The 24,266-nt window shown below is 72.7% G+C and carries 22 protein-coding genes; 12 read left to right on the top strand and 10 right to left on the bottom strand.

What is annotated here, in order from left to right:
• Positions 1 to 205 precede the first annotated feature (205 nt).
• From mutA to meaB, 3 genes are read left to right on the top strand one after another with little or no spacing between them, the layout of a single operon-like run.
• On the top strand, positions 206 to 2,056 hold the full coding sequence (gene mutA, locus ACZ5ID_RS02330) for a methylmalonyl-CoA mutase small subunit (RefSeq protein WP_468892648.1): 1,851 nt from the start codon (positions 206 to 208) through the stop codon (positions 2,054 to 2,056).
• Positions 2,053 to 4,242 (top strand): methylmalonyl-CoA mutase, encoded by a 2,190-nt coding sequence (gene scpA, locus ACZ5ID_RS02335; protein ID WP_468892650.1) that lies wholly within the window; start codon positions 2,053 to 2,055, stop codon positions 4,240 to 4,242. Before mutA ends, scpA begins: the two co-directional genes overlap by 4 nt.
• A 6-nt stretch (positions 4,243 to 4,248) precedes the next feature.
• Complete coding sequence (meaB, locus tag ACZ5ID_RS02340) at positions 4,249 to 5,253, top strand: methylmalonyl Co-A mutase-associated GTPase MeaB (protein ID WP_468892652.1); 1,005 nt, start codon at positions 4,249 to 4,251, stop codon at positions 5,251 to 5,253.
• Between the two features lie 60 nt (positions 5,254 to 5,313).
• Here meaB and ACZ5ID_RS02345 read toward each other — a convergent pair whose 3' ends face one another.
• From ACZ5ID_RS02345 to ACZ5ID_RS02365, 5 genes are all read right to left on the bottom strand, one after another.
• The gene (locus tag ACZ5ID_RS02345; RefSeq protein ID WP_468892654.1) at positions 5,314 to 5,919 is read right to left on the bottom strand and encodes a sigma-70 family RNA polymerase sigma factor; all 606 of its coding nucleotides are present in this window, start codon (positions 5,917 to 5,919) and stop codon (positions 5,314 to 5,316) included.
• A 144-nt stretch (positions 5,920 to 6,063) separates the two neighbouring features.
• Positions 6,064 to 6,768: a hypothetical protein gene (locus ACZ5ID_RS02350; protein ID WP_468892656.1), complete on the bottom strand. Its 705-nt coding sequence runs from the start codon at positions 6,766 to 6,768 to the stop codon at positions 6,064 to 6,066.
• Between the two features lie 153 nt (positions 6,769 to 6,921).
• Entirely contained in the window at positions 6,922 to 7,404 is a 483-nt protein-coding gene (locus ACZ5ID_RS02355) for a luciferase domain-containing protein (RefSeq protein WP_468892658.1), read from the bottom strand.
• Positions 7,405 to 7,502: 98 nt separating this feature from the next.
• Positions 7,503 to 8,738, bottom strand: a complete 1,236-nt coding sequence (locus ACZ5ID_RS02360) for an SPFH domain-containing protein (protein WP_468892660.1) — start codon at positions 8,736 to 8,738, stop codon at positions 7,503 to 7,505.
• A gap of 61 nt (positions 8,739 to 8,799) precedes the next feature.
• The gene (locus ACZ5ID_RS02365; RefSeq protein ID WP_468892662.1) at positions 8,800 to 9,042 is read right to left on the bottom strand and encodes a hypothetical protein; all 243 of its coding nucleotides are present in this window, start codon (positions 9,040 to 9,042) and stop codon (positions 8,800 to 8,802) included.
• Between the two features lie 510 nt (positions 9,043 to 9,552).
• Here ACZ5ID_RS02365 and ACZ5ID_RS02370 point away from each other — a divergent pair.
• Positions 9,553 to 11,007 carry a multicopper oxidase family protein gene (locus ACZ5ID_RS02370; RefSeq protein WP_468892664.1) on the top strand — a complete coding sequence of 485 codons (1,455 nt, stop codon included), beginning with the start codon at positions 9,553 to 9,555 and terminating at the stop codon, positions 11,005 to 11,007.
• Between the two features lie 265 nt (positions 11,008 to 11,272).
• On the opposite strand, the gene ACZ5ID_RS02375 is transcribed toward ACZ5ID_RS02370, so the two are convergent.
• The 3 genes from ACZ5ID_RS02375 to ACZ5ID_RS02385 form a co-directional block, all read right to left on the bottom strand.
• On the bottom strand, positions 11,273 to 12,325 hold the full coding sequence (locus ACZ5ID_RS02375) for a trypsin-like serine peptidase (RefSeq protein WP_468892666.1): 1,053 nt from the start codon (positions 12,323 to 12,325) through the stop codon (positions 11,273 to 11,275).
• Between the two features lie 42 nt (positions 12,326 to 12,367).
• Entirely contained in the window at positions 12,368 to 13,837 is a 1,470-nt protein-coding gene (locus tag ACZ5ID_RS02380; protein WP_468892668.1) for an adenosine deaminase, read from the bottom strand.
• A gap of 946 nt (positions 13,838 to 14,783) precedes the next feature.
• Complete coding sequence (locus ACZ5ID_RS02385; protein WP_468892670.1) at positions 14,784 to 14,909, bottom strand: hypothetical protein; 126 nt, start codon at positions 14,907 to 14,909, stop codon at positions 14,784 to 14,786.
• Positions 14,910 to 15,582: 673 nt separating this feature from the next.
• Between ACZ5ID_RS02385 and dhaK the strand changes: the two genes are divergently transcribed.
• From dhaK to ACZ5ID_RS02415, 6 genes are all read left to right on the top strand, one after another.
• Complete coding sequence (gene dhaK, locus ACZ5ID_RS02390) at positions 15,583 to 16,575, top strand: dihydroxyacetone kinase subunit DhaK (protein ID WP_468892672.1); 993 nt, start codon at positions 15,583 to 15,585, stop codon at positions 16,573 to 16,575.
• A gap of 47 nt (positions 16,576 to 16,622) precedes the next feature.
• Positions 16,623 to 17,234 (top strand): dihydroxyacetone kinase subunit DhaL, encoded by a 612-nt coding sequence (gene dhaL / locus ACZ5ID_RS02395; RefSeq protein WP_468892674.1) that lies wholly within the window; start codon positions 16,623 to 16,625, stop codon positions 17,232 to 17,234.
• Positions 17,231 to 17,656 carry a PTS-dependent dihydroxyacetone kinase phosphotransferase subunit DhaM gene (locus ACZ5ID_RS02400; protein ID WP_468892676.1) on the top strand — a complete coding sequence of 142 codons (426 nt, stop codon included), beginning with the start codon at positions 17,231 to 17,233 and terminating at the stop codon, positions 17,654 to 17,656. Before dhaL ends, ACZ5ID_RS02400 begins: the two co-directional genes overlap by 4 nt.
• Positions 17,657 to 17,828: 172 nt before the next feature.
• The gene (locus tag ACZ5ID_RS02405) at positions 17,829 to 19,850 is read left to right on the top strand and encodes an oxidoreductase (protein WP_468892678.1); all 2,022 of its coding nucleotides are present in this window, start codon (positions 17,829 to 17,831) and stop codon (positions 19,848 to 19,850) included.
• 46 nt (positions 19,851 to 19,896) lie between these two features.
• Positions 19,897 to 20,433, top strand: coding sequence for a PadR family transcriptional regulator (locus ACZ5ID_RS02410; RefSeq protein WP_468892680.1), 537 nt, complete (start codon positions 19,897 to 19,899; stop codon positions 20,431 to 20,433).
• Positions 20,434 to 20,530: 97 nt separating this feature from the next.
• A complete protein-coding gene (locus tag ACZ5ID_RS02415; RefSeq protein WP_468892682.1) occupies positions 20,531 to 20,965 on the top strand; it encodes a MarR family winged helix-turn-helix transcriptional regulator in 435 nt (144 codons plus the stop codon).
• A 10-nt stretch (positions 20,966 to 20,975) separates the two neighbouring features.
• Here ACZ5ID_RS02415 and ACZ5ID_RS02420 read toward each other — a convergent pair whose 3' ends face one another.
• The gene (locus ACZ5ID_RS02420) at positions 20,976 to 21,644 is read right to left on the bottom strand and encodes a response regulator (RefSeq protein WP_406554376.1); all 669 of its coding nucleotides are present in this window, start codon (positions 21,642 to 21,644) and stop codon (positions 20,976 to 20,978) included.
• 35 nt (positions 21,645 to 21,679) lie between these two features.
• Positions 21,680 to 22,813 carry a sensor histidine kinase gene (locus tag ACZ5ID_RS02425; RefSeq protein WP_468892683.1) on the bottom strand — a complete coding sequence of 378 codons (1,134 nt, stop codon included), beginning with the start codon at positions 22,811 to 22,813 and terminating at the stop codon, positions 21,680 to 21,682.
• A 145-nt stretch (positions 22,814 to 22,958) separates the two neighbouring features.
• On the opposite strand from ACZ5ID_RS02425, the gene ACZ5ID_RS02430 reads away from it, so the two are divergent.
• Positions 22,959 to 23,735, top strand: coding sequence for a GNAT family N-acetyltransferase (locus ACZ5ID_RS02430; RefSeq protein ID WP_468892685.1), 777 nt, complete (start codon positions 22,959 to 22,961; stop codon positions 23,733 to 23,735).
• Positions 23,736 to 23,785: 50 nt separating this feature from the next.
• On the top strand, positions 23,786 to 24,265 hold the full coding sequence (locus ACZ5ID_RS02435) for an NUDIX hydrolase (protein ID WP_468892687.1): 480 nt from the start codon (positions 23,786 to 23,788) through the stop codon (positions 24,263 to 24,265).
• The last annotated feature ends 1 nt before the right edge of the window (position 24,266 follow it).

The raw sequence follows: 24,266 nt of genomic DNA on the forward strand, positions 1-24,266 counted from the left end.
GAACCAGTGCCCTTCGGGTGCGGTCAAGAGGTCGGCGCGAGAGGGGCGATACGTCCCAAGAGGCCGGTACGGGCCGTTGCGACCACGAACGCTCGCCCGCGCCGGATACGGCACCGTCCGTAACGGATCAAGAGCGTTCCGAAGAGGGCAAGGTCACAGCCTTTCCCTCTGCTGCGCCTTTGGGCGGCTGCCCTAACATCTGAGCATGACGGTCCTGCCTGACGACGGGCTTTCGCTGGCCGCCGAGTTCCCTGATGCAACCCATGAGCAGTGGCAGCGCCTCGTGGAAGGCGTGCTGCGCAAATCGGGTAAAGATGTCTCGGGCACGGCTGCCGAGGAGGCACTGTCCACCCCGGTCGAGGCCGGGCTCACCACCCGGCCCCTGTACACCGCGCGAGACTCCGCGCCCGATGCCGGATATCCGGGCTTCGCCCCCTTTGTCCGGGGAAGCCGGGCCGAGGGCAACGCGGCCGACGGCTGGGGCGTACGCCAGCGCCACGCCGGAACCGACCCCGCCCGGGTCAACGAGGCGGTGCTGGCCGATCTGGAGAACGGCGTCACCTCGCTCTGGCTGACAGTGGGCCGGGGCGGCGTCCCGGTCTCCTCGCTCGCCCGCGCCCTCGACGGGGTCTACCTCGACCTCGCGCCCGTCGTCCTCGACGCGGGCGCCGAATCCGAGCCCGCCGCACGGGCGTTGCTGAGCCTGTACGAGGAGCGCGGCGTCCCGGACGGCTCCGCGCGCGGCAACCTCGGCGCCGACCCGCTCGGCCACGAGGCCCGGACCGGTGAGGCGCTGGACCCGGCGTCCGCGGTCGGCCTCGCCCGGCTCTGCGACGAGCGGTTCACACAGCTGCGCGCACTCACCGTGGACGCCCTGCCGTACCACGAGGCCGGCGGTTCGGCCGCCGAGGAGCTCGGCGCCTCACTGGCGACCGCGGTCGCCTATCTGCGCGCGCTCACCGGGGCGGGCCTGTCCGTCGAGGCCGCCTGCGCCCAGCTGGAGTTCCGCTACGCGGCCACCGCCGACCAGTTCCTGACCATCGCCAAACTGCGCGCCGCGCGGCGGCTGTGGGCGCGGGTCGCCGAGGCGAGCGGGGCCCCCGCCGCCGGAGCACAGCGCCAGCACGCGGTGACCTCACCGGTGATGATGACGCGCCGCGACCCGTGGGTGAACATGCTGCGCACCACGGTGGCCTGTCTGGGCGCGGGCGTCGGCGGCGCGGACGCCGTCACGGTGCTGCCCTTCGACCACTCCCTCGGTCTGCCGGACGCCTTCGCCCGCCGGATCGCCCGCAACACCTCCTCCATCCTGCTGGAGGAGTCGCACCTGGCCCGGGTCATCGACCCGGCGGGCGGCTCCTGGTACGTGGAGCGGCTCACCGACGAACTCGCCCACAGCGCCTGGGAGTTCTTCCAGACCATCGAGCGGGCGGGCGGCCAGGCCGCCGCGCTCCGCTCGGGCCTGGTCCGCGAGCGGCTCGCCGCCACCTGGGCGGCCCGCAGCGCCGAGCTCGCGCGACGGCGCGAACCGGTCACCGGGGTCAGCGAGTTCCCCTCCCTCGCCGAGCGCCCGGTCGAGCGCGAACCGGCCCCCGCCGAGCCCTCGGGCGGACTGCCGAAGGTCCGCCGCGACGAGGCGTTCGAGGAGCTGCGCGCCCGCTCGGACGCCCAGCTGGCCGCGACCGGCACCCGCCCGCGCGTCTTCCTCGCCGCGCTCGGCCCGGCCGCCGCCCACACCGGCCGGGCGTCCTTCGCCTCCAACCTGTTCCAGGCGGGCGGCATCGAGCCCGTGCACGACCCGGTGTCGGTCGACGCGGAGACGGCCGCCGAGGCGTTCGCCGCCAGCGGCGCCACCGTCGCCTGCCTCTGCTCCAGCGACGCGCTCTACGCCGAGCAGGCCGAGGCGGTCGCCGCCGCGCTGCGCTCGGCCGGCGCGCGCCATGTCTACCTCGCCGGCCGCGGCGACTTCGCCGGAGTGGACGAGTACGTCTTCGCCGGCTGCGACGCGGTGGCCGTGCTCTCCTCCGCCCTCGACCGTATGGGAGTGGCGTCATGACGATCCCCGACTTCTCGGAGCTGCCGCTGGCTCCGGGCGCCGGCGCCGGCGGCTCCGAAGACCAGTGGCGCACCGCCGTGAAGGAGTCCACCGGGAAGGCCGACGGCGAACTGCTGTGGGAGACCCCGGAGGGCATCGCGGTCAAGCCGCTCTACACCGCGCGCGACCTGGAGGGCCTGGACTTCCTCCGGACGTACCCGGGCGTGGCGCCGTATCTGCGCGGCCCCTACCCGACGATGTACGTCAACCAGCCCTGGACGATCCGGCAGTACGCCGGGTTCTCCACGGCCGAGGAGTCCAACGCCTTCTACCGGCGCAACCTCGCCGCCGGGCAGAAGGGCCTGTCGGTCGCCTTCGACCTGCCGACGCACCGCGGCTACGACAGCGACCACCCGCGGGTGACCGGTGACGTCGGCATGGCGGGCGTGGCCATCGACTCCATCTACGACATGCGCCAGCTGTTCGACGGCATCCCGCTGGACCGGATGACGGTGTCGATGACGATGAACGGCGCGGTGCTGCCCGTTCTCGCGCTCTACATCGTGGCCGCCGAGGAGCAGGGCGTACCGCCCGAGAAGCTGGCCGGGACCATCCAGAACGACATCCTCAAGGAGTTCATGGTCCGCAACACCTACATCTACCCGCCCAAGCCCTCGATGCGGATCATCTCCGACATCTTCGCGTACACCTCGCAGAAGATGCCGCGCTACAACTCGATCTCCATCTCGGGCTACCACATCCAGGAAGCGGGCGCGACGGCCGACCTGGAGCTGGCGTACACGCTCGCGGACGGTGTGGAGTACCTGCGGGCCGGACAGGAGGCCGGACTCGACGTCGACGCGTTCGCGCCCCGGCTCTCCTTCTTCTGGGCGATCGGCATGAACTTCTTCATGGAGATCGCCAAGATGCGGGCGGCCCGGCTGCTGTGGGCGCGGCTGGTCAAGCAGTTCGACCCGAAGAACACCAAGTCCCTGTCGCTGCGCACCCATTCGCAGACCTCGGGCTGGTCGCTGACCGCGCAGGACGTCTTCAACAACGTCACGCGCACCTGTGTGGAGGCGATGGCCGCCACCCAGGGGCACACCCAGTCGCTGCACACCAACGCGCTCGACGAGGCGCTCGCCCTGCCGACCGACTTCTCGGCGCGTATCGCCCGCAACACCCAGCTGCTCATCCAGCAGGAGTCGGGCACCACCCGGGTCATCGATCCCTGGGGCGGCAGCGCGTACGTGGAGAAGCTCACCTACGACCTGGCGCGCCGGGCCTGGCAGCACATCCAGGAGGTCGAGGCGGCCGGCGGCATGGCGCAGGCCATCGACGCGGGCATCCCGAAGCTGCGTGTCGAGGAGGCCGCCGCCCGCACCCAGGCGCGGATCGACTCCGGGCGGCAGCCGGTGATCGGCGTCAACAAGTACCGCGTGGAGACCGACGAGCAGATCGACGTCCTCAAGGTCGACAACTCCTCGGTGCGCACCCAGCAGATCGCCAAGCTGCGGCGGCTGCGCGAGGAGCGCGACGAGGCGGTCTGCCAGGACGCGCTGCGCGCGCTGACGAACGCCGCCGCCTCCGGCACCGGCAACCTCCTGGAGCTGGCCGTCGACGCGGCCCGCGCCATGTCGACGGTCGGCGAGATCTCGGACGCCCTGGAGAAGGTGTACGGACGCCACGCGGCGCAGACCCGTACGATCTCCGGCGTGTACCGCAACGAGGCAGGACAGTCGCCTTCCGTGGACCGCACCCGCACGCTGGTCGACCGCTTCGAGGAGGCCGAGGGGCGCCGTCCGCGCATCCTGGTCGCCAAGATGGGCCAGGACGGCCACGACCGCGGCCAGAAGGTGATCGCCACGGCCTTCGCCGACCTCGGCTTCGACGTGGACGTCGGCCCGCTGTTCCAGACGCCGGGCGAGGTGGCCCGGCAGGCGGTCGAGGCGGACGTGCACATCGTCGGTGTGTCCTCGCTCGCCGCCGGTCACCTCACCCTCGTACCGGCGCTCCGCGAGGAGCTGGCGGCCGAGGGCCGGGAGGACATCATGGTCGTCGTCGGCGGTGTCATCCCGCCGCAGGACGTCCCGACCCTGCTGGAGATGGGCGCCACGGCGGTCTTCCCGCCGGGGACGGTCATCCCGGACGCGGCGTACGACCTGGTGACGCGGCTCGGCGCGGCGCTGGGCCACGACGAGCTGTAGCCGCCCGTGCGCATCGATCTCGACAGTTACGTCAAGGGTGTGCTCGGCGGGAAGCGGTCCTTCGTGGCCCGGGCGATCACGCTCGTCGAGTCCACCCGGCCCGACCACCGCACGCTGGCGCAGCAGCTCCTCACCGAGCTGCTGCCGCACGCCGGAAAGGCCCGGCGGATCGGTATCAGCGGGGTGCCGGGAGTGGGCAAGTCCACCTTCATCGACGCCTTCGGCACGATGCTGACGGGGCTGGGCCACCGGGTGGCGGTGCTCGCCGTCGACCCGTCCTCCACCCGTACCGGTGGCTCCATCCTCGGCGACAAGACGCGGATGGAGCGCCTCGCGGTGGACCCGGCGGCGTTCGTGCGGCCCTCGCCGAGCGCGGGCACGCTGGGCGGCGTCGCCAAGGCGACCCGCGAGTCGATGGTGGTGATGGAGGCGGCCGGGTACGACGTCGTGCTGGTGGAGACGGTCGGCGTCGGCCAGTCCGAGACGACGGTCGCCGACATGGTCGACTCGTTCCTGCTGCTCACCCTCGCGCGCACCGGCGACCAGCTCCAGGGCATCAAGAAGGGCGTGCTCGAGCTGGCGGACGTGATCGCCGTGAACAAGGCCGACGGCCCGCACGAGCGCGACGCGAAGTCGGCGGCGCGCGAACTGGCGGGCGCGCTGCGGCTGATGCACCCGGCGGACGCGGCCTGGACCCCGCCGGTGCTGTGTTGCAGCGCCCGCGAGTCCAGCGGCCTGGACACCGTCTGGGAGCGCCTCGACCAGCACCGTACGCTGCTCGACTCCACCGGGCGGCTGGCGGCCAAACGCCGTGACCAGCAGGTCGACTGGACCTGGACCATGGTCCAGGACGAGCTGCTGGGCCGGCTGCGCGCGCATCCTCGGGTGCGCGAGCTGGCCCCGGCGCTGGAGCGACGCGTCCGCGACGGCGAGTTGACGGCGACGCTGGCGGCGGAGCGGATCCTGAGCGCGTTCCAGGGCGAACCGGAGGCCTCGGCCGCCGGGGAGTGACCCGGCGCGCCGCGTACGGAGGGAAGGCCCGGACCGGCACGGTCCGGGCCTTCCGCGTACTCAGGCCGGGACGGCGGCCGGCTCCGCGCACTCGGCCGCGCGCAGCCGCTCGACGAGGGCGGCGCGGGCCCGGGCCACCCGGGAGCGCACGGTTCCCACCGGGCAGTTGCTCACGTGGGCCGCGTCCGCGTAGGGCAGCCCGAGGAGCTGGGTGAGGACGAAGGCCTCCCGGCGCTCGTCCGGGAGCGCCGCCAGCAGATCGGCGAGGGCGACCCCGTCGTCGAAGCCGGGCAGCCCCCGGGGCTGGGCCCGTTCGGCGGCCGACTGCCAGTCGTGGGTGTCGGACAGGCGCGGTCGCGCGGCGGCGTACCGCAGATGGTCGACGACCGCGCGGCGCGCGATCGACAGCAGCCAGGTGCGGGCGGAGGAGCGGCCCTCGAAACGGTGCAGGCTGCCGAGGGCCCGCAGGAAGGTCTCCTGGGCGAGGTCGTCGGCGGCCTGCGGGTCGGCGCCGAGGTAGCTGACGTAACGGCGTACGTCGAGGTGGAGCGCGCGGACGAAGAGCTCGACGGCTTCGGGGTCGCCGCCGCGGGCGGCCAGCGCCCACGCCGTTATCGCCTGGTCCGTCGAGGCATCGCGCGAGCGGGGCAGGGCAGGAGTGATCACCTGGTGTCCTTCTCGGGAATCCGGGACCCGGACCGGCCGGACGAGGCGGCGGGTCCGGTGAAGGGGTACGGCGGCACCGGGAGGTGCGGCCGATGCCCGGGGCGCCGGAGAGGTTCCGGGGGCGCCGCGGGGAACCGGCTGTCGTCAGACGACAGCGGTCCCGGCGGGCGGGCCCCGTGAGGTGATCGCGTGGACGAGGAAGAGCCGCCGGGGCCGGCGGGCCGTGCGCTCCGGCCCGGCACACGGGCGCGGGGGCCGCGGGGGCACGGCCGTGAGCACCAGCCGCAGCGGGGCGAAGAGCCAACCGGCGAAGGCCCGCAGGATACGGAAGGCCGCCCGCTCGCCGTGGGCGAGCCACAGCCCGCACAGCAGGGCGGCCAGGAGGTGGGCGGCGAGCATGCCGGTGGACGACATCCCCCAGGGCATGCCCGCCATGTCGTGGCCCATGGAACCCATGAAGCCCATGGAGCCCACGTGTTCCAGGTGACCCGTGCGGCCCATGTCGCCCATGGGATCCATCTGGCCCATCTGGCCCATATGAGCCATGGGCATCCCGGCCATCGGCATGTCCATGGGCTGTGCGGCCGGGCGCGCGGTGGTCTGGGCCCACGAGAACAGCTCGTGCAGCCCGGCCTGCGCTCCCACGGCCACCGCCACGACGGAGGCGAACCCGCGCTCGCGCCCGGCCAGGGCCCACGCGGTGGCACCGGTGGCGGCGAAACCGCACGCCAGGGCCCACCAGGGCACCGGGGCCTGTGACATGAGGGCGTGTCCGAGCGCGGTGAGCAGCACACAGAGGGCCGCGAACATCGCGGCCCGCACGGTGCGGCAGGCGTCGGTGGCAGTCATGGCGCGCTCATCCTCGCATCCGCCCCGGGCCTCTCACCGGCGGGTTCGCACAATGATCCACCGATTCCACCCCGAAAGCGCGCGTGATCCAGCCCACGGCGAAGCGCCGGAACCAGACGCCGGTCCACGCCGACTACTGAGGCGCCGGTGGCGTCAGCCGGACCGGTGGCCGTGCGGGATGAAGCGGCCCATGGCCCGCCGGGCGGCGGGCACCAGACCGTGCGGGGCCGCCGGGGCGGCGCCCGCCGCCACCTCGACCGCGGCGAACTGCGGGGGCCCGGGCGGGCCGTACCACTCGCAGGGCGCGCCCGGTTGACGCGGACGGGCGTCGCCGTGCGCCTTCAGCGCCACACTGATCAGACTCAGCAGCAGCTCGACGTCCGCGTCGCAGTCCAGGAGCACGGTGAGCCAGGCGGATCCGGGCGTCAGCCGGATCGCGCTGGTACGCCCCAGCTCGGGCAGCAGCCGCTCGATCGCGGGGTGGGTGAGATGCAGATCGGCGGCATGGTCGGAGTGGAAGTGCACCACCTCGTACTCCGTCGTACGGAAGGCTTGCCCAACGGCGCACCGGGGCGCGCCACTTACCAGATTCGGCCATGTCTCCAACTGAGCCATGGCGCGATGGGCCGCGGTCATGGCCCCATCCTCGCGCACGATTCACCCGCAGGACACCCCCCGCACACCGATCGGGAGGCCGCTTGGCCAATCCGTGCCCGAGCGGCCCGGAAACGGGATCAGTCCAGGGTGACAGGGCCTTCACCGGTCCTGGGCCGCGGGGCGCGCTGTCCGGCCGACGCGTCCTCGGCCGCCTTCTGGGAGTCCTCGGAGTAGCTCCGCAGCTCCGGCAGCGCGCTCTTCGCGGAACCCTCACGCCGGTCCTGGGGCTGGCCGGATCCGCTCAGGTTCTGGCGTACCGAGTCGAGGATCGTCAGGCCCTGGCCGACCAGGCCCGCGGCGATCTCACCGAGGCCGTCCGCCCCGTTGAGCACGTTCACATTGGCGCCGGCGAGGCCGCCCGCGGCCTCCTTGACGATCTGCGGCAGCTGGTCGATGAGCATCCGGTCGAGGGCGACGCGGTCGTACGAGGCCGCCGCCTCGGCCTGGATCTTCATCCGCTCGGCGTCGGCCACGGCCAGCACCCGGATGCGCTCGGCCTCGGCCTCGGCGGGCTTGACGATCTCGGCGACCAGCTGCTGCTGGCGCAGTTCGGCCTGGCGCAGCGCCAGCTCGGTCTGGGCCGCCAGGACCTCCTGCTGGGCGTGGGCCTGGGCGAGCGGTCCGGCCTGGGCGGCCTGGGCCTGGGCGCGGTCGACCTCGGCCGAGTACTCGGCCTTGACGACGGCGGTCTGACGGGCGTACTCGGCCTGGTTGCGCGCGGCCACCTGTTCGGCCTCCACCGACGCCTGGGTTGCCTGCGCCTGGGCGATCTGGGCCTGGCGCTGGATGGCCGCCTTGTGCGGGGCCGACATCGCCTCGATATAGCCGGTGTCGCCGTCGTCGATCGACTGGATCTGGAGCGAGTCGACGATCAGGCCGATCTTCGCCATCTCCGACTTGGAGGTGTCCAGGACCTCGGCGGCCAGCTTCTGGCGCTCGGTCACGATCTCCTCGACGGTCATCGAGCCGATGATGGCCCGCAGATGACCGGCGAAGATCCGGCCGGTGAGCACCGACATCTGGTCCTGGTCGGAGAGGAAGCGCTGTCCGGCGTTGACGATGGACTCGGTGTCGTTGCCGACCTTGAAGGCGATGACCGCCCGTACGGTGAGCGCGATGCCCTGCTTGGTCACACAGGTCTCGGTGACCTCGGACTCGCACATGGCGAGGGTGAGGAAGCGGGTCTTGCGGAAGACGGGGAGCACGAACTTGCCGTGCCCGGTCACCACCTGGAACGGCGCCCCTCCCAGACCTCGTCTGCCGCCCGAGATGAGCATCGCCTCGTCGGGGGCGGGCACGCGGTAACCGAACATCGGGGTCTCCCTTGTCTGTTGCTTGGTGTACTGCTGAACGGACCCGAGGGACCGGACGGTCTCAGCCGGTGCCGAGGTCCAGTTCGTCCAACGGGTCGGACCACGCGATGACGTCGATCTGACGGGTGCCGCGCGACTCCACGACCAGGACCCGCGCACCGCGCGGCAGGGGCTCCTCGGACCAGGCGAGGAAGGCCTCCGAGCCACCGCGCACCCGTACCAGGACCTCGCCGGGGCCGCCGGGGCCACGGGTGCCGATGAGCACCTCGCCGGTACAGCCGATCACGGCATCGTCCTGCTCCATCGCCCGACCGCCCCCCCTCGTCCACGCGGAACCGGCCCTTCACGGTCGGGGCCGCCCGCACTCTCCGGACGCGCGACCGATCCGGACTTCCGACGATAGCTCCCTGCCCCCGTGCCGCCCATCCTCGGGTGCCTGACGGAGTCTGACGTTCGGATGCCAGAGCCCCTACACAACTGGCAAGTAATCTGCGAAATCTGACACAACCCTGAAACCAGAGTGTCTTGTTCGGCCAGAGCGCCCCCACGAGACTTGGGGGGCAAGATCTGCCGCGTCGCGCCGGGCCCCACCCCGGAAGGGCGCCGGAGCACCATGTGACACCCCGAGGCCGAGCTTCATGAACCAGGTGGGGCTGTTCCCCGGGACTGCCGGTCAGGCGGCGGCGAGCCGATCCACTCGCCGGACCGCGTGACGGGCCGGCGGCGCCTGCGGGAACGTCCGTACGCCGCCCGAACGATCACTGCCAGGACGCCGCGGGGGCGTCCTCAGCATGTTTCGCTGGGAGAGTTCTTGATGATCACACGCAGGAATGCGATGAAGGCCGGTGTCGCGCTCACCGGCGCCGTGGGGGGCGCCGGCCTGCTGCTTCCGGCACTGGGCGGCGAGGCGCAGGCCCGGACCACGTCGGACATCGACCCGACCACCATCCCCAAGTTCGCGCAGGAGATGACGGTTCCGGAGGTCCTGCGTCCGGACCGGATATCGGGCACCACCTCCTACTACAGCTTTGAGATGCAGGAGGTGCAGACCGAGATCATCCCGGGGAAGCAGACGACCGTCCGCACCTTCGACGGCCACTGGCCGGGTCCGTGGATCAAGGCGTGCTCGGGGCACCGCGTGGTGGTCACGCAGAAGAACAACCTGCCCACGCCGACCTCGATCCATCTGCACGGCGGCCACGTCCCGGAGTCCAGCGACGGCGCCCCGATGGACCTCATCCAGCCGGGCGGCGAGAAGACGTACACCTACCCCAACAGCCAGCCCAACGCGAACCTGTGGTTCCACGACCACGCGCACCACATCGAGTCGGAGAACGTCTTCCGCGGTCTGACCGGCATCTACACGCTGATGGACCTGCCGGAGAAGGCGCTGGGGCTGCCGTCCGGCGCGTACGACATCCCGATCTCCATCCGGGACGCCCGCTTCGACGAGAACGGCCAGTTCATCTACCAGATGAACGACTTCCGGGGCCGCAACGTCATCCTCGCCAACGGCAAGGCCTGGCCCTACTTCGAGGTGGCGGCGCGCAAGTACCGCTTCCGGCTGTACAACACGGCCAACATGCGGTTCTTCACGCTGAAGCTGTCGGACGGCTCGACCGTCCAGCAGATCGGCACCGACGGCGGTCTGCTGGAGGCACCGGTCACCACCGACACCATCTCGCTGACGTCCGGCGAGCGCGCCGACGTGGTGATCGACTTCTCCAAGTACCCGGTGGGCACCACCGTCCAGATCGTCAACACGGAGAACGTGCCCGTGGGGGTCCCGCCCATCCCGGTCCTGCAGTTCCGGGTGACCCGCAAGGCCGCGGACTACAGCCGGGTGCCGGCCAAGCTGCGGACCCTGCCCGCGCCGGCGGTGCCGACCGTCAACCGCGATGTCGTGCTGCGGGTGGACGAGAACGTCGCGGACGGCATGGGGTACATCGACGACAAGGTGTACGACGACAAGCGCGTCGACACCACCATCAAGTACGGCGACACCGAGGTGTGGACCGTCTCCAACGTCAATCAGCGGGTGCCGCACAACTTCCACATCCACCTGGTGCAGTTCCGGGTGCTGGAGCGCAACGGCGTACCGGTGACGTCCGGGCCCGAGGCCGGGCTCAAGGACACGGTCCGGCTGATGCCCGGCGAGAAGGTGAAGGTGCAGGCCACCTTCACCGGCTACCGGGGCAAGTACGTCTACCACTGCCACATGTTCGACCACGCGTCGATGGGCATGATGGCGACGATGGAAGTCGTCTGACGCCCGTACCGCAGCGGCGGGGGCCCGCCGGGAATCCTCCCGGGGCGCCTCCGCCCGCCCCCGGTACGGCCGTGTCGTGACCCCGCCCCCTGCTGGCTCCTGCGCCCCCGCCAGGCAGCCCGGAGGGTACCCATGGCAGCGGGCCGCGGTGCGGCCAGGGCGGCGGGTGGAAACGGTGTACCGGTTCCACCCGCCGCCCGCCCAACTCCGGCGCCGGCTACGACCGGCTCCGGCTCCGTCCCTGTCTCCTACCGACCGAGCGAGGTCAGCGGTACGTGCCGTAGTGCGGCCGGCGGCCCTCGCGGGCGTCGGCGTAGAGCCGGAAGAAGCGCTCGCCGTAGACGGGGCTGTAGGTGATCCGGTGGTAGCGGGGGTCGGACTCGGGCACGTCCATGCCGCCGCCGTTGTAGCCGCCCACGTTCCCGATGATCTCGCCGGTCCCGGCGTCCCAGTCGACGTCGGAGAACCACGGGCCGCCGGAGACACCGCCCCACATTCCGGCGCACTCCACCCGCATCTGCCGGAACCCGGCCAGCCGCCCCGACCGCGCAGCGCAGCGCACCGGGGTGTCCGCCGGATTGCGGCCCACCCGGGGATAGCCCAGCATCGTCACGTCCTGGCGGTAGCCGGGCGTCTGGGCCAGGTGGTTGGCCCCCACCACGTCCTGGGCGTCCTCGCCCGCGGGTGAGGACGCGAGGCGCCCGAAGGAGTAGTCCAGGTCGGAGACGGCCTTCTTGCTGTTGCGGACGTACTGGTCGTCCACGTACCAGTCGGTGACCCGGTAGAAGCCGTACGGCTGGTCGGCGAGCCGGGTGCGCGGCCGGTATCCGGGGACGAACACCGCGCGCCTGCCCGCACAGTGACCGGCCGTCAGGACGAGGCTCGGCCCCGGGCTCTCCACCACGCTCGCCGAGCACTTGTGCGCACGCAGCTCGCCGGTCGTCGGGTCCGTGCCCGCGGAGGTGAACAGGACGCCGACGGAGGCGATCCCGGGGAAGTGCTCCGCGCTCGGCATCCCGGGGGCGGCGGCCGGAGGCCCGGGCGTTCCGGCGGTGCTTCCGTCGCGGCCGGGGCGCCCGGGGTCGGTGGCGGAGGCGATGCGTCCCGCGGTCCAGAAGCCGAGGACGTCGGCGTCCGACCAGGTCTCGCCGCGGGGAGCGGTCTCCTCCCCCGCACGGTCCGTGCCGGGCGCGTGCGCCGCGTCGGCGGGGGTCGCGCCGGTCAGCAGGAGCGCGCCCGAGGCGGCGACGGCGAGGCCCAGCCGCAGGGCCGGCCGTCGCGCGGGTCGCCGCGACGGCCGCCGGTCGATGAGAGTCATGGGCGGCATTGTGCCCGAATTGTTCTGTTATTCCGGCGAGGCTCAACGGCGGCGTGCGCAGCGGCGTTCGAACGCCCGCCACTCCGTCTCCAGGTTCCATTGGAGCGTCGCTCTGGGGCTGGCCGCCAGGAACGCGCGGCAGCCGGCGCCGGGCCGGTGGTCCGGGTCGGGGGTGTCGTAGCGGCAGGGCGCGGCGAAGGTGTCGTACCGGTCCTGCTCCCTCCACAGGTTGGCTCCCTCGACGAAGGCGTGGTCCAGCGAGGCGCGTGCGGAGGTGCGCAACTCGGCGACGGACAGGCGCTGGTCGGTGACGCCGAGCCGGTAGACGTCGGTGAGGTCGCTGCGGCTGACACCCGGGTCGTCGGTGGCCAGGGCGAGGGGTACACCGGCGTCCAGATAGGTGTGCAGGGGGTGGCGGTCGCCGGTGACGCGGAGGATCTGGGCGTGGCTGATGAGAGGGGCCTCGACGAGCACATGCCGCTCGCGCATCCGGGCGGCCAGGGCCCGGTGGTCGCGTTCGTGGAGGAGATCGACACCGTGTCCGACACGGTCGGCGCCCGCCAGGTCGACCGCCTGGGCGATGTGGAAGGCGAGGTCCCGGCCGCTCACGCCGTTCAGGCCGGCGACGAGTTCACCGGCGTGCAGACTGACGTGGACGGACGGGGCGCGGGACTTCAGGAAGCCGGTCATCCTCATGTGCAGGGTGTAGTCCCGCAGCGCGACGGGGGCGTCCTCGGACTGGACCAGGTTGACGCCGACGACGTGGCCGAGCCGGTGCCGGGCGAGCGCGAAGCCGAGGATCTGCTGGGCGAAGACATGGCGGGCGGGCTGGGCGCGGCCCACCTGGTAGTCGAAGCGGATGACGACGGAGCAGGCGGGCGGCGCGGACGTACGGCCGCAGCCGAGGAGTCGGCGGTAGCGGGTGAAGGCCCGGTCGTACTCGGCGGCGGCCCGCCGGACGATCTCCTCGAAGCGGGGGTCGCGGGTGAGGAGCCGGTGGAACCCGGCGAGGCCGGACGGGCCGGGGTCCGCGGGGAGCACCCGGTCGACCAGCCGGCGCAGCGGCTCGGCGGCCACCGTCACCAGCGTCTCCACATACGCGGTCCGCTCCCGTGCGGCGGCCCGCGCCACCTCCGCCAGCATGTCCGCGTCATGGCCCGCCTCGGCCTCGGCGAACTTCCCGAAGGTGGCGAAGAAGTGGTCGTGGCCGGGCTGCGGGTCGCCGTCGGGCGGCGGCACGAAACCGCGCATCGACCAGGCCCGGACGACCTCGCCGCGGAACGGTCCGGGACGGGTGGCGTCCCGGGCGGGCCGCTGCCTCGGGGCGCACGGCTCCGGCCCCGGGACCACGACGTACGTGGCGGTGTCGACGCACTTGCGGTCGCGGGCGGCGTAGGCGATGAGCGACTCCGCGGGGACGGCGCCGCCGAGGTGGTGGTGGAGGTCGCCGCCCTTGGGCAGCTCGCGCAGGAGGAGGCCGAGGTCACCGGGACGGCGAACGGCACGCGCCAACCACGCCTCGGCGGCGCGCAGTTCACCCGGGGACGGGCTGTCCCCTACCGCGCGTGGTTCTCCCGGGCCCCGGCCGACCCCCGCTGTGCGCGGTTCCCGGGGGCCCGGACTGTTGCCCCCCGCTGTGCGCACTTCGCCCGGGAGCGAGCCATCCACTGCCGCGCGCGGCCCACCCCAACCCGGGCCCGCCGCCGCGTGGCGGGCGGTCTCCCCGCGATCCGCGGCGGCCACCCGGGGCGCCCCGGCCGCACCGGCGGCCAGCCCCAGCGCGGTTGTCACGGCGGTCGCCCGCCACCACCGCCGCGGGTGGCAAGTCTTCTTCATGCCCTGTACCTCTCCTGGCCCGGCCCCCATACTCACGGGCACGGCACCCCGACCGTCCGACGCGCGCCCGCCGCACCCCCAAGTGGCCGACACGCAGGGGCCGTCCGGGGCCGGGAGGGCCGGGCGCTGCCCATGGTGACCCGCACTTCTGTTCCAGACGTTCGGGTTGGCGCGCTTTGTCAGTCAGCGCGGGTACAGTGCTTCCCGCACAACCGGAGGCCTCCATTCCAGCGGCCCCGGGGATGTGAACCCCCGGCAAACTGCCGCAAAACATCACCCGGTCAGGTGTGTGTTGCCTCACCCTTACAGGTGTGATCTGCGTCACTCTTCATGGGAAGATTGCACGTCACCCTGCCCGCTTGCCCGATTCCGGGCGTTCAACTGCGCTGATCGACATACGGCTAGCTGGTGCACAACCGGCGCAACACAAGGCAAGATGGGGGCACTGTCGCGGGGAAGTGTGATCGGTATCACACTCTGGGCGTTCTCCTTGCGTACGTGACGGTAACCGCATTCGGCCGCAAGGAAGGCCCCACCGGTCGCCGGCCAAGCTCCCAGGTGAGGCCTCCTCAGCACACCGACTGCAGCGCGGCCCCGACCGGTCAGGTCGGGGCTTTGCGCGTCAGAAGGGCCAGTTGTCCCTCACGACCTTGTAGATCGTGTAGAGCGGGCCCATCCAGCGGGCCGCCCGGTACGGCCGGTCCCGCTTGCAGCAGCAGTGCCCCTCTGGCTTCTTTTTCTTCGCCATCGGGATCAACCACCCCTTTCCTCGGGGCCTGCGGATCCCGCAGGCCCGTTCGGTGGGGTCCACGTCGTCGTGGACTCCGCGGGATGCACGAAGAGCTCGGGCCCCCAGGGCGATTGATGAGGAGGAGCGTACCCGTGTACCGCCCCCTTCGCCGCGACGCCAACTCCCTCACGCAGGGCCACGGGCGGGGCACCCAGTGCCTCGGCGAGCGGCTGTATACGACATCCGTCCCCGCGCGCGTGTCCTGCCAAGTGCTCTAGCTGCGACAGCGCATGACGGAACGTATGGAACGCGGTGCCAGTTCCCCTGGCGCGAGTCGTCTAAATCACATACGGAGCGGGCTCTTCGAGTGAACCCCGGGAGTCATTGGTCCGTACCCGGGTGCGTCTCCAGGAGCCGGGTCCCCGCTCGGCGTTGCCGGGAAAGCGGGAGCCAACCCCACGTCGCCCGGGCGGGGTTGCCGGTCGCCGGGGCAAGGGTGGCACCGTACCCCGGGAAGGGCCGCCGGGTCCTCCGGGACGGGCTGTCTCCGGCCACTGCGACGCCCCGGCGCGGAAGTCCGTGACCCGCGACGGGGTTCGTCCGATACTGGGCCCGGACAGCATCCCGATCGACACCGTTCACACCCGACTCACCGGCGCACACCCCACCCGAGGCTCACCCGGAGGCACCCATGAAGATGCTGATCAACGTGGCCGAGACGGTCGTGGCGGACGCGTTGCGCGGGATGGCCGCCGCGCATCCCGAGCTGACCGTCGACGTGGAGAACCGGGTGATCGTACGGCGGGACGCGCCGTTCGCCGGGAAGGTGGGGCTGGTGTCCGGGGGCGGGTCGGGGCACGAGCCGCTGCACGGCGGGTTCGTGGGGCGCGGGATGCTCTCCGCCGCGTGTCCGGGCGAGGTGTTCACCTCGCCGGTGCCGGACCAGCTGGTGCGCGCCGCGGCTGCCGTGGACAGCGGGGCCGGGGTGCTGTTCGTCGTCAAGAACTACACCGGTGACGTGCTCAACTTCGACATGGCCGTGGAGCTCGCCGAGGACGAGGGCGTGACCATCGCCAGGGTGCTCGTCGACGACGACGTGGCCGTGACCGACAGCCTCTACACCGCCGGGCGGCGCGGCACCGGGGCCACCCTCTTCGTGGAGAAGATCGCGGGCGCCGCGGCCGAGGAGGGCGCGCCCCTGGAGCGGGTGGAGGCGATCGCCCGCCGGGTCAATGCGAGTTCGCGCAGTTTCGGCGTCGCCCTCAGCGCCTGCACCACCCCCGCCAAGGGCGGTCCCACCTTCGACCTGCCGCCCGGCGAGCTGGAGCTCGGCGTCGGTATCCACGGTGAGCCGGGGCGCGAGCGGCGGCCCATGATGACCTCCGGGGAGATCGCGGACTTCGCCGTGGACGCGGTCCTGGAGGACCTGGAGCCGTCGAGTCCCGTCCTGCTGCTCGTCAACGGCATGGGGGCGACACCGCTCCTGGAGCTGTACGGGTTCACCGCCGAGGTGCACCGGGTGCTGGCCGAGCGGCGCGTCCCGGTGGCGCGCACGCTCGTGGGCGACTACGTCACCTCGCTCGACATGGCCGGCGCCTCGGTGACGCTGTGTCAGGTAGACGAGGAGCTGCTGCGGCTGTGGGACGCGCCCGTGAACACGCCCGCGCTGCGGTGGGGCTGCTGAAGGTCCGCCTGCCGTATTCCCGCCCGCGCCCTCTCAAGGAGTCGCTCGTGCTCGACGCCGCTTTCTTCCGCCGCTGGATGACCGTGACGGCCTCGGCCGTGGACCGTGAGGCGGACCGGCTGACCGAGCTGGACTCGGCCATCGGCGACGCCGACCACGGCGCCAACCTGCGGCGCGGATTCACTGCCGTCAGCGCCGCCCTGGAGAAGGACGCCCCGGAGAAGGAGACCCCGGACACCCCCGGCGCCGTACTCGCCCTCGCCGGGCGGCAGTTGATCTCGACGGTGGGCGGTGCCTCCGGCCCGCTGTACGGGACGCTGCTGCGCCGCACCGGCAAGGCGCTCGGCGACCGGGCCGAGGTGAGCCGCGAGGAGTTCGCCGCGGCGCTCGGCGAGGGTGTCGCGGCGGTGGCCGCGCTGGGCGGGGCCGCGGCCGGGGACAAGACGATGCTGGACGCGCTGCTCCCGGCCGTCGAGGCGCTCTCCGAGTCGTTCGCCGCTGCGGGCGCGGCGGCGCGGGACGGGGCGCTGGCGACCGTACCGCTGCGGGCCCGCAAGGGCAGGGCCAGCTATCTGGGCGAGCGGTCCATCGGGCATCAGGACCCCGGCGCGACCTCGGCCGCCCTGCTGGTCGAGGCGCTCGAGGAGGCCGCCGCGTGAGCGCGGGCGGAGACGGCGGGGAGGCGGGGCTCGTCGGGGTCGTGCTCGTCTCGCACAGCGCGGAGGTCGCCGCGGCCGTCGCCGCGCTCGCGAGAGGGCTCGTGGGCGGCGGCACGACCGCCCCCGTCGCGGCGGCGGGCGGCACCCCCGACGGCGGCCTCGGCACCAGCTCCGAGCTGATCGCCGAGGCGGCGGCGGCCGTCGACCGGGGCGCGGGCGTGGCGGTCCTGGTGGACCTGGGCAGCGCGGTGCTCACGGTGAAGGCCCTGCTGGCCGAGGACGAGCTGCCGCCCGGGACGCGGCTGATCGACGCGCCCTTCGTCGAGGGCGCGGTGGCGGCGGTCGTCAGCGCCTCGGCCGGGGCGCCGCTGGCGGCGGTGGAGGCGGCGGCCTCGGAGGCGTACGGCTACCGGAAGGTGTGAGCCGCGACACGTGGACGAGGGCCCGGCGGGAAGCTCCCGCCGGGCCCTCGCGCTTCAGGCCCGGCGCCGGGTCCCTCGGCGGCGCCCCGACCTTTATGCAACTTGTTGCACAACACGCGTCCCGTGCTCTACAACTGGAGACGACGACACCGCCGTATCTGGAGGCGCCCCGATGAGCGACTACCCCCACCTGCTGAGCCCCCTCGACCTCGGCTTCACCACCCTCCCCAACCGGGTGCTGATGGGGTCCATGCACGTCGGGCTCGAAGAGGCCGAGAACGGCTTCGAGCGGATGGCGGCGTTCTACGCCGAGCGGGCGCGCGGCGGGGTCGGCCTCATGGTCACCGGCGGTATCTCCCCCAACGACGCGGGCCGCCCCTACGAGGGCGGCGCCAAGCTCACCACCGAGGCGGAGGCCGCCCAGCACCGCACGGTCACCGACGCGGTGCACGCGGCGGGCGGCCGGATCGCGATGCAGATCCTGCACTTCGGCCGGTACGCCTACCACCAGGACCTGGTGGCGCCGAGCGCGCTCCAGGCCCCCATCAGCCCCTTCGTGCCGCACGCCCTCACCGACGAGGAGGTCGAGCAGACCGTCGAGGACTTCGTGCGCGCGGCCGGACTGGCCAAGTCCGCCGGGTACGACGGCGTCGAGATCATGGGCTCCGAGGGCTATCTGATCAACGAGTTCATCGCGGGCGCCGTGAACCGGCGCACCGACCGCTGGGGCGGCTCGTACGAGAACCGGATGCGCTTCCCCGTCGAGATCGTCCGCCGCACCCGCGAGCGGGTCGGCGCGGACTTCATCATCATCTACCGGCTCTCCATGCTGGACCTGGTGCCGGGCGGCTCCACCCTGGAGGAGGTCGTCACGCTGGCGCGGGCCGTCGAGGCGGCCGGGGCGACCCTGATCAACACCGGCATCGGCTGGCACGAGGCCCGTATCCCGACCATTGCCACCTCGGTGCCGCGCGGCGCCTACACCTGGGTGACCAAGAAGCTGATGGGGTCCGTCTCCATCCCGCTGATCACCAGCAACCGCATCAACACCCCCGAGGTCGCCGAGCGGCTGCTCGCCGAGGGCCGGGCGGACATGGTGTCGATGGCGCGGCCGTTCCTCGCCGACCCCGAGTTCGTCGCCAAGGCGCGGGCGGGGCGCCCGGACACCATCAACACCTGCATCGGCTGCAACCAGGCCTGTCTGGACCACACCTTCAGCGGGAAGATCACCTCCTGCCTGGTCAACCCGCGCGCCTGCCACGAGACGGAGCTGACCCTCTCCCCCACCAGGCGCCGCAAGAGCCTCGCCGTGGTCGGGGCGGGCCCCGCCGGGCTGGCCTTCGCGGTCTCGGCGGCCGAGCGCGGCCACGCGGTCACGCTCTTCGACGCCGCGGCGGAGATCGGCGGCCAGCTGAACATCGCCAAGCGCGTCCCCGGCAAGGAGGAGTTCCACGAGACGCTGCGCTACTACCGTACGCAGCTCGAACTACGCGGTGTGGACGTCCGGTTGAACACCACCGCGACCGTCGAGGAGCTCACCGCGGGCGGCTACGACGAGGTCGTCGTCGCCACCGGCGTCACGCCCCGCACCCCCGCGATCCCCGGCTTTGACCACCCCAGCGTCGTCACCTACCTCGACGTGCTCCGCGACGGCGCGCCGGTCGGCGAGCGGGTCGCGATCGTCGGCGCGGGCGGCATCGGCTTCGACGTGGCCGAGTACCTCACCGACGGCGGCGACGCGGCGAGCCTGGACCCCGAGACGTACTTCCGGCAGTGGGGCGTCGACACCTCCTACGGCGAGCGCGGCGGACTGCGCGCGCCCGAGCGTCCCAAGCCGCCGCGCGCGGTGCACCTGCTCCAGCGCAAGACGTCCAAGGTCGGCGCGGGCCTCGGCAAGACCACGGGGTGGATCCACCGCACCGAGCTCAAGCACCGCGGGGTGACGATGGTGCCGGGCGTCACCTACGACCGGATCGACGACGCCGGGCTGCACATCACCGTCGACGGCGCCTCCACGGTGCTGCCGGTGGACACCGTGGTCCTGTGCGCGGGGCAGGAGCCGCGCCGCGATCTGTACGAGGAGCTGACCGCGGCGGGCGCCACCGCGCATCTGATCGGCGGCGCGGACGTGGCCGCCGAGCTCGACGCCAAGCGCGCCATCGACCAGGGCACCAGGCTGGCGGCGGCCCTCTGACGGCCGCGGTCGGCGCGGCGGTTCCCGCAGAACCTACGATGCGCTCATGTCCCTCCCGCACGCGATCCTGACCGCTCTGCTCGAAAAGCCCTCGTCGGGGCTGGAGCTGACCCGCCGGTTCGACAAGTCGTTCGGCTTCTTCTGGTCCGCGACGCACCAGCAGATCTACCGCGAGCTGGGCAAGCTGGAGCAGTCCGGGTTCATCCGGGCGCTGCCGTCCGAGGCCCGGGCGCGCGGCCAGAAGAAGGAGTACGAGGTGCTGCCCGCGGGCCGCGCGGAGCTCGCCGCGTGGGCCACCGCCGGGCAGGACCCGCGGGCCATGCGGGACCCGCTGCTGCTGCGGGTGCGGGCGGCGGCGGTGGTCGGCACGGAGGGCCTCCCCGCCGAGCTGCGCCGCCATCTGACGCTGCACGAGCGGCAGTTGGAGCTGTACGAGTCGATCGAGCAGCGGGACTTCCCGCCGGAGCGCGACAGCGAGCAGGACCGGCTGCGCCACCTCGTGCTGCGCGGCGGCATCGAGCTGGAGACGTTCTGGATCCGCTGGCTGACGCGGGCGCTGGAGACGGTGGACGGCGAGGAGTGAGGGCGGCCCCGTACGCGTGAGAGCTCCGGCGGGGTGGTGCGCGGGCGACGCGAACGCTGGCGTTGTATTATGCAACTAGCCAGTGAGAGGACCAGCCGTGCCCAGCCGAGACCAGTCGGTCACCACCATCCAGCGGGAGCTGACCGCGTTCGCCCGCCGCGCGCGGGCCGCCGCCGCGCGGATGCACCCGGAACTGTCGCTGGTCTCCTTCACCCTGCTGTCCCATCTGGAGGACCAGCAGGGGTGCCGCGCGACCGACCTCGCCGCGTACTACATGCTCGACAAGTCGACGATCAGCCGGCAGATCGCGGCCCTGGAGAAGCTGGGGTTCATCGAGCGCCGCAGCGACCCCGCCGACCACCGCATCCAGCTGCTGCACCTGACCGCCGCGGGCACCGAGAAGCTCGCCGAGGCCGCGGTGCTGCGCCGGCACGCCTTCCACGAGCGCCTCGCGGACTGGGAGGAGGCCGACCTCGACCGGTTCGCCGCCTACCTCCTGCGCTACAACGGCACGGCGTCCGACGGGAGTTGACGCCCGCGCGCTAGCGGCTGCCCGCGCCCGGGGTGACGAGCCCCGACTCGTACGCCAGCACCACCGCCTGCGCCCGGCTGGCCAGGTCCAGTTTGCTCATGGCCCGGTTCAGATGGGTCTTCACCGTCGCCTCGCTGATGAAGAGGTGCTCGGAGATCTCCTGGTTCGACAGCCCGCGCGCGGTGAGTTTGAGGACCTCGGTCTCCCGGGCGGTGAGCGCGGCCAGGTCCGACGAGAGCCGCGGGGCGCACTCGGCGGGCCGCGCGAAGGCCTCCACCAGGCGCCGGGTGACGCTCGGCGCGAAGAGCGTGTCGCCGCCGCCCACCGCCGTGACCGCGTTGAGCAGCCGCTCCGGCCCCGCGTCCTTGAGCAGGAACCCCGAGGCGCCCGCGCGCAGCGCGGAGTACACGTACTCGTCGAGGTCGAAAGTGGTGAGGATCAGGATGCGCGGCGCCGGGTCCTCGGCGTCCGCGAGGATCCGCTCGGTGGCGGTGATGCCGTTCGTCCCCGGCATCCGGATGTCCATCAGGATCACGTCCGGTCGGGTCCGCGCGGCCTGGGCGACGGCCTCCTCGCCGTCGCTCGCCTCGCCGACGACATCGACCCCCGCCGCCCGCAGCAGCGCGACCAGACCGGCCCGTACGAGGAACTGGTCGTCGACCACGAGTGCCCTGGTCATCTCAGTTACGTCTGCCCCCTGTGTCGTACGGCCGGTCAGGCGGTCGGCTGGGCCGAGGTCGGCAGCAGCAGCCGGACCTCGAAACCCCCCTCGCGCCCCGGGCCGGTGGTGATCGTGCCGCCGTAGAGCTTGGCCCGCTCCCGCATTCCGATCAACCCATGGCCCCCGCCCGTCCGGTTTCTGGCCGGATTCGCTCCCGTACTGTCGTTCACGACGGCCAGGACGACATGGTTCCGTTCGTAGGAGACTTCCACGCTCGTCACAGCGCCGGGGGCGTGTTTGAGGACGTTGGTCAGCGCCTCCTGCGCCACCCGGTACGCGCACAGGTCCACCCCGGGCGCGAGCGCCCGCGCCTCCCCCCGCACCCGCAGCCCGACCGGCAGACCGCCGGCCCGCAGCCGCTCCACCATGTCCGGCAGCCGCGCGAGACCGGGCATCGGGGCGGACGGCTCGTCGTCGAGGTCCTCGGCGCGCAGCACGTGCAGCATGCGCCGCAGCTCCTCCAGCGCCTCCTGGCTGGTCGCCGAGATGGTGCCCAACGCGCCGCGGGCGGTGGCGGGATCGGAGGTGAAGACGAACCGCGCCAGGCCCGACTGGACCGATATCACGGACATGTGGTGGGCGATGATGTCGTGCAACTCCCGTGCGATACGGCCGCGTTCCTCCGCCACCTCGCGCCGGGCCCGGGCCTCCTGCTCGTGGGCGAGCTGTTCGGCGAGCCGGGTGGAGCGGCGGGCCACCCGGCCGAAGCGCCGGATCACGGCCGGCACGGCGACGGCCTGGACGGCCACGCTGGGCATGGAGTCGCTCCCGACACGGAACCCGGCGAACAGCCAGACGGCGCCGAGGAGCGCGGCGCAGCTCGCGGAGGTGCGGGCGGGACGGGTGGCGGCCACCGTGTAGCAGGCGATCAGACCGCCGTAGCTGCCCACGACCGGCCAGTTCCCCAGGGCGATGTAGAGCGTCCAGGTGGCGACGACGAAGAGGCAGACCCCCACGGGTGCCCGGGAGCGGAACGCGCACGCCATGTTGATGACCACCGCGAGCCCGTATGCGACCAGGTCGAGCGGTGGCTGCCCCTGGCTGGAGGCCTCCCGTCCCAGCAGCACGGCGACACACGTCTGTGCCAGCGCGACGAACACATCGGCGGTGACGGGGCGGATCCGCATGACCGCAGCCTAGGTGCAGGTCAGACGCATGGCGTCAACCGTTCGCGGTGCACGCGCCTACCGCGGGGGTTGTACACGGACCCGCTCCCTCCGCAGGGTCCACAAGTCGTTTGCCACCGGGCCCCGGTGATGTTGGAGTGAGCGCATGGACAACGAAGCGGTACTGGCCCTGTTCGACCGGCAGATGCGCCGGAACTACCCGGCCGACGGCCCCGGAGCCACGTTCGAACGCGTGGGCCGGGTGGTGCGCCATGTGGGGCCGGATCCCGTCTGGAACGCCGTCGTCTGGTCCGGCCTCGACGAGGAGTGCGCGGAGCGCGAGATCGCCGCGCAGGTGGACCACTTCGCCGCGCTGGACCGCGAGTTCGAGTGGAAGCTGTACGCCCACGACACCCCGGGCGACCTCGGTGAACGCCTCCTCGCCGCCGGGTTCACGGCCGAGCCCGCCGAGGCCCTGATGGTGGCCGAGGCCGAGGACCAGCTCCACGACGTGGCGCTGCCCGAGGGGGTGGAGCTGGTGCCGGTGACCGACGCGGCCGGGGTCGCGTTGATGAGGACCGTGCACGAGCAGGCCTTCGGAGGGGACGCCTCCAGGCTCGCCCGGGCCATGGAACTCCAGCTCGCCCAGGCCCCCGAAACCCTGGTCGCGGTCGTGGCGGTGGCGGACGGGGTGCCGGTGTCCGCGGCCCGGATGGAGCTCGTCCCCGGGACGGAGTTCGCGGGGCTGTGGGGCGGCGGCACCGCCGAGGCCTGGCGCGGCAGGGGCATCTACCGGGCACTGGTCGCCCACCGCGCCCGGGTCGCCGTCGAGCGCGGCTACCGCTTCCTCCAGGTCGACGCCTCGGATCGGAGCGAGCCGATCCTGCGCCGGCTGGGCTTCGCCCGGCTGAGCACCACCACACCGTACGTCCGCCGGCCGTAGCCGGGCGCGCCCTCTCGCCGGAGGCCCGGCCGGGCAGCACACTGGTGGCCATGGCCGTGAAGCGCAGCGCGGGACTCCTCCTCTACCGGACCGTACCGGCCGGCGTCGAAGTGCTGATCGGGCACATGGGCGGCCCGTTCTGGGCCGGCCGGGACGAAGCCGCCTGGTCGATCCCCAAGGGCGAGTACGACCCCGAGGAGCTGCCGCAGGCCGCGGCCCGGCGCGAGTTCGAGGAGGAGCTCGGCCTGCCCGCCCCCGAGGGCACCCCGGTGCCGCTCGGGGAGGCGCGGCAGGCAAACGGCAAGGTGGTGACGGTCTGGGCGGTCGAGGGCGACCTCGACCTGGCCGGTGTCGTGCCCGGCACCTTCACCATGGAGTGGCCGCGGGGCTCGGGCGTACGGCGGGAGTTCCCCGAGATGGACCGGTTCGCCTGGCTCGCGCCCGAGGAGGCGTCCGCCCGGCTGGTGGCGGGACAGCGGGTCTTCCTCGACCGGCTGGCCGCGCACCTGGCCGGGACCGGGCGGACCTGAC

This window comes from Streptomyces sp. NPDC031670 (genome assembly GCF_055580545.1).

Bases quoted from the DNA above. Each gene is read 5' to 3' on its own strand.
- mutA (WP_468892648.1), top strand. From the start codon at position 206: ATGACGGTCCTGCCTGACGACGGGCTTTCGCTGGCCGCCGAGTTCCCT.
- scpA (WP_468892650.1), top strand. From the start codon at position 2,053: ATGACGATCCCCGACTTCTCGGAGCTGCCGCTGGCTCCGGGCGCCGGC.
- ACZ5ID_RS02350 (WP_468892656.1), bottom strand. From the start codon at position 6,768: ATGACTGCCACCGACGCCTGCCGCACCGTGCGGGCCGCGATGTTCGCG.
- ACZ5ID_RS02355 (WP_468892658.1), bottom strand. From the start codon at position 7,404: ATGACCGCGGCCCATCGCGCCATGGCTCAGTTGGAGACATGGCCGAAT.
- ACZ5ID_RS02360 (WP_468892660.1), bottom strand. From the start codon at position 8,738: ATGTTCGGTTACCGCGTGCCCGCCCCCGACGAGGCGATGCTCATCTCG.
- ACZ5ID_RS02365 (WP_468892662.1), bottom strand. From the start codon at position 9,042: ATGGAGCAGGACGATGCCGTGATCGGCTGTACCGGCGAGGTGCTCATC.
- ACZ5ID_RS02370 (WP_468892664.1), top strand. From the start codon at position 9,553: ATGATCACACGCAGGAATGCGATGAAGGCCGGTGTCGCGCTCACCGGC.
- ACZ5ID_RS02375 (WP_468892666.1), bottom strand. From the start codon at position 12,325: ATGACTCTCATCGACCGGCGGCCGTCGCGGCGACCCGCGCGACGGCCG.
- ACZ5ID_RS02385 (WP_468892670.1), bottom strand. From the start codon at position 14,909: ATGGCGAAGAAAAAGAAGCCAGAGGGGCACTGCTGCTGCAAGCGGGAC.
- dhaK (WP_468892672.1), top strand. From the start codon at position 15,583: ATGAAGATGCTGATCAACGTGGCCGAGACGGTCGTGGCGGACGCGTTG.
- ACZ5ID_RS02405 (WP_468892678.1), top strand. From the start codon at position 17,829: ATGAGCGACTACCCCCACCTGCTGAGCCCCCTCGACCTCGGCTTCACC.
- ACZ5ID_RS02410 (WP_468892680.1), top strand. From the start codon at position 19,897: ATGTCCCTCCCGCACGCGATCCTGACCGCTCTGCTCGAAAAGCCCTCG.
- ACZ5ID_RS02420 (WP_406554376.1), bottom strand. From the start codon at position 21,644: ATGACCAGGGCACTCGTGGTCGACGACCAGTTCCTCGTACGGGCCGGT.
- ACZ5ID_RS02425 (WP_468892683.1), bottom strand. From the start codon at position 22,813: ATGCGGATCCGCCCCGTCACCGCCGATGTGTTCGTCGCGCTGGCACAG.
- ACZ5ID_RS02430 (WP_468892685.1), top strand. From the start codon at position 22,959: ATGGACAACGAAGCGGTACTGGCCCTGTTCGACCGGCAGATGCGCCGG.
- ACZ5ID_RS02435 (WP_468892687.1), top strand. From the start codon at position 23,786: ATGGCCGTGAAGCGCAGCGCGGGACTCCTCCTCTACCGGACCGTACCG.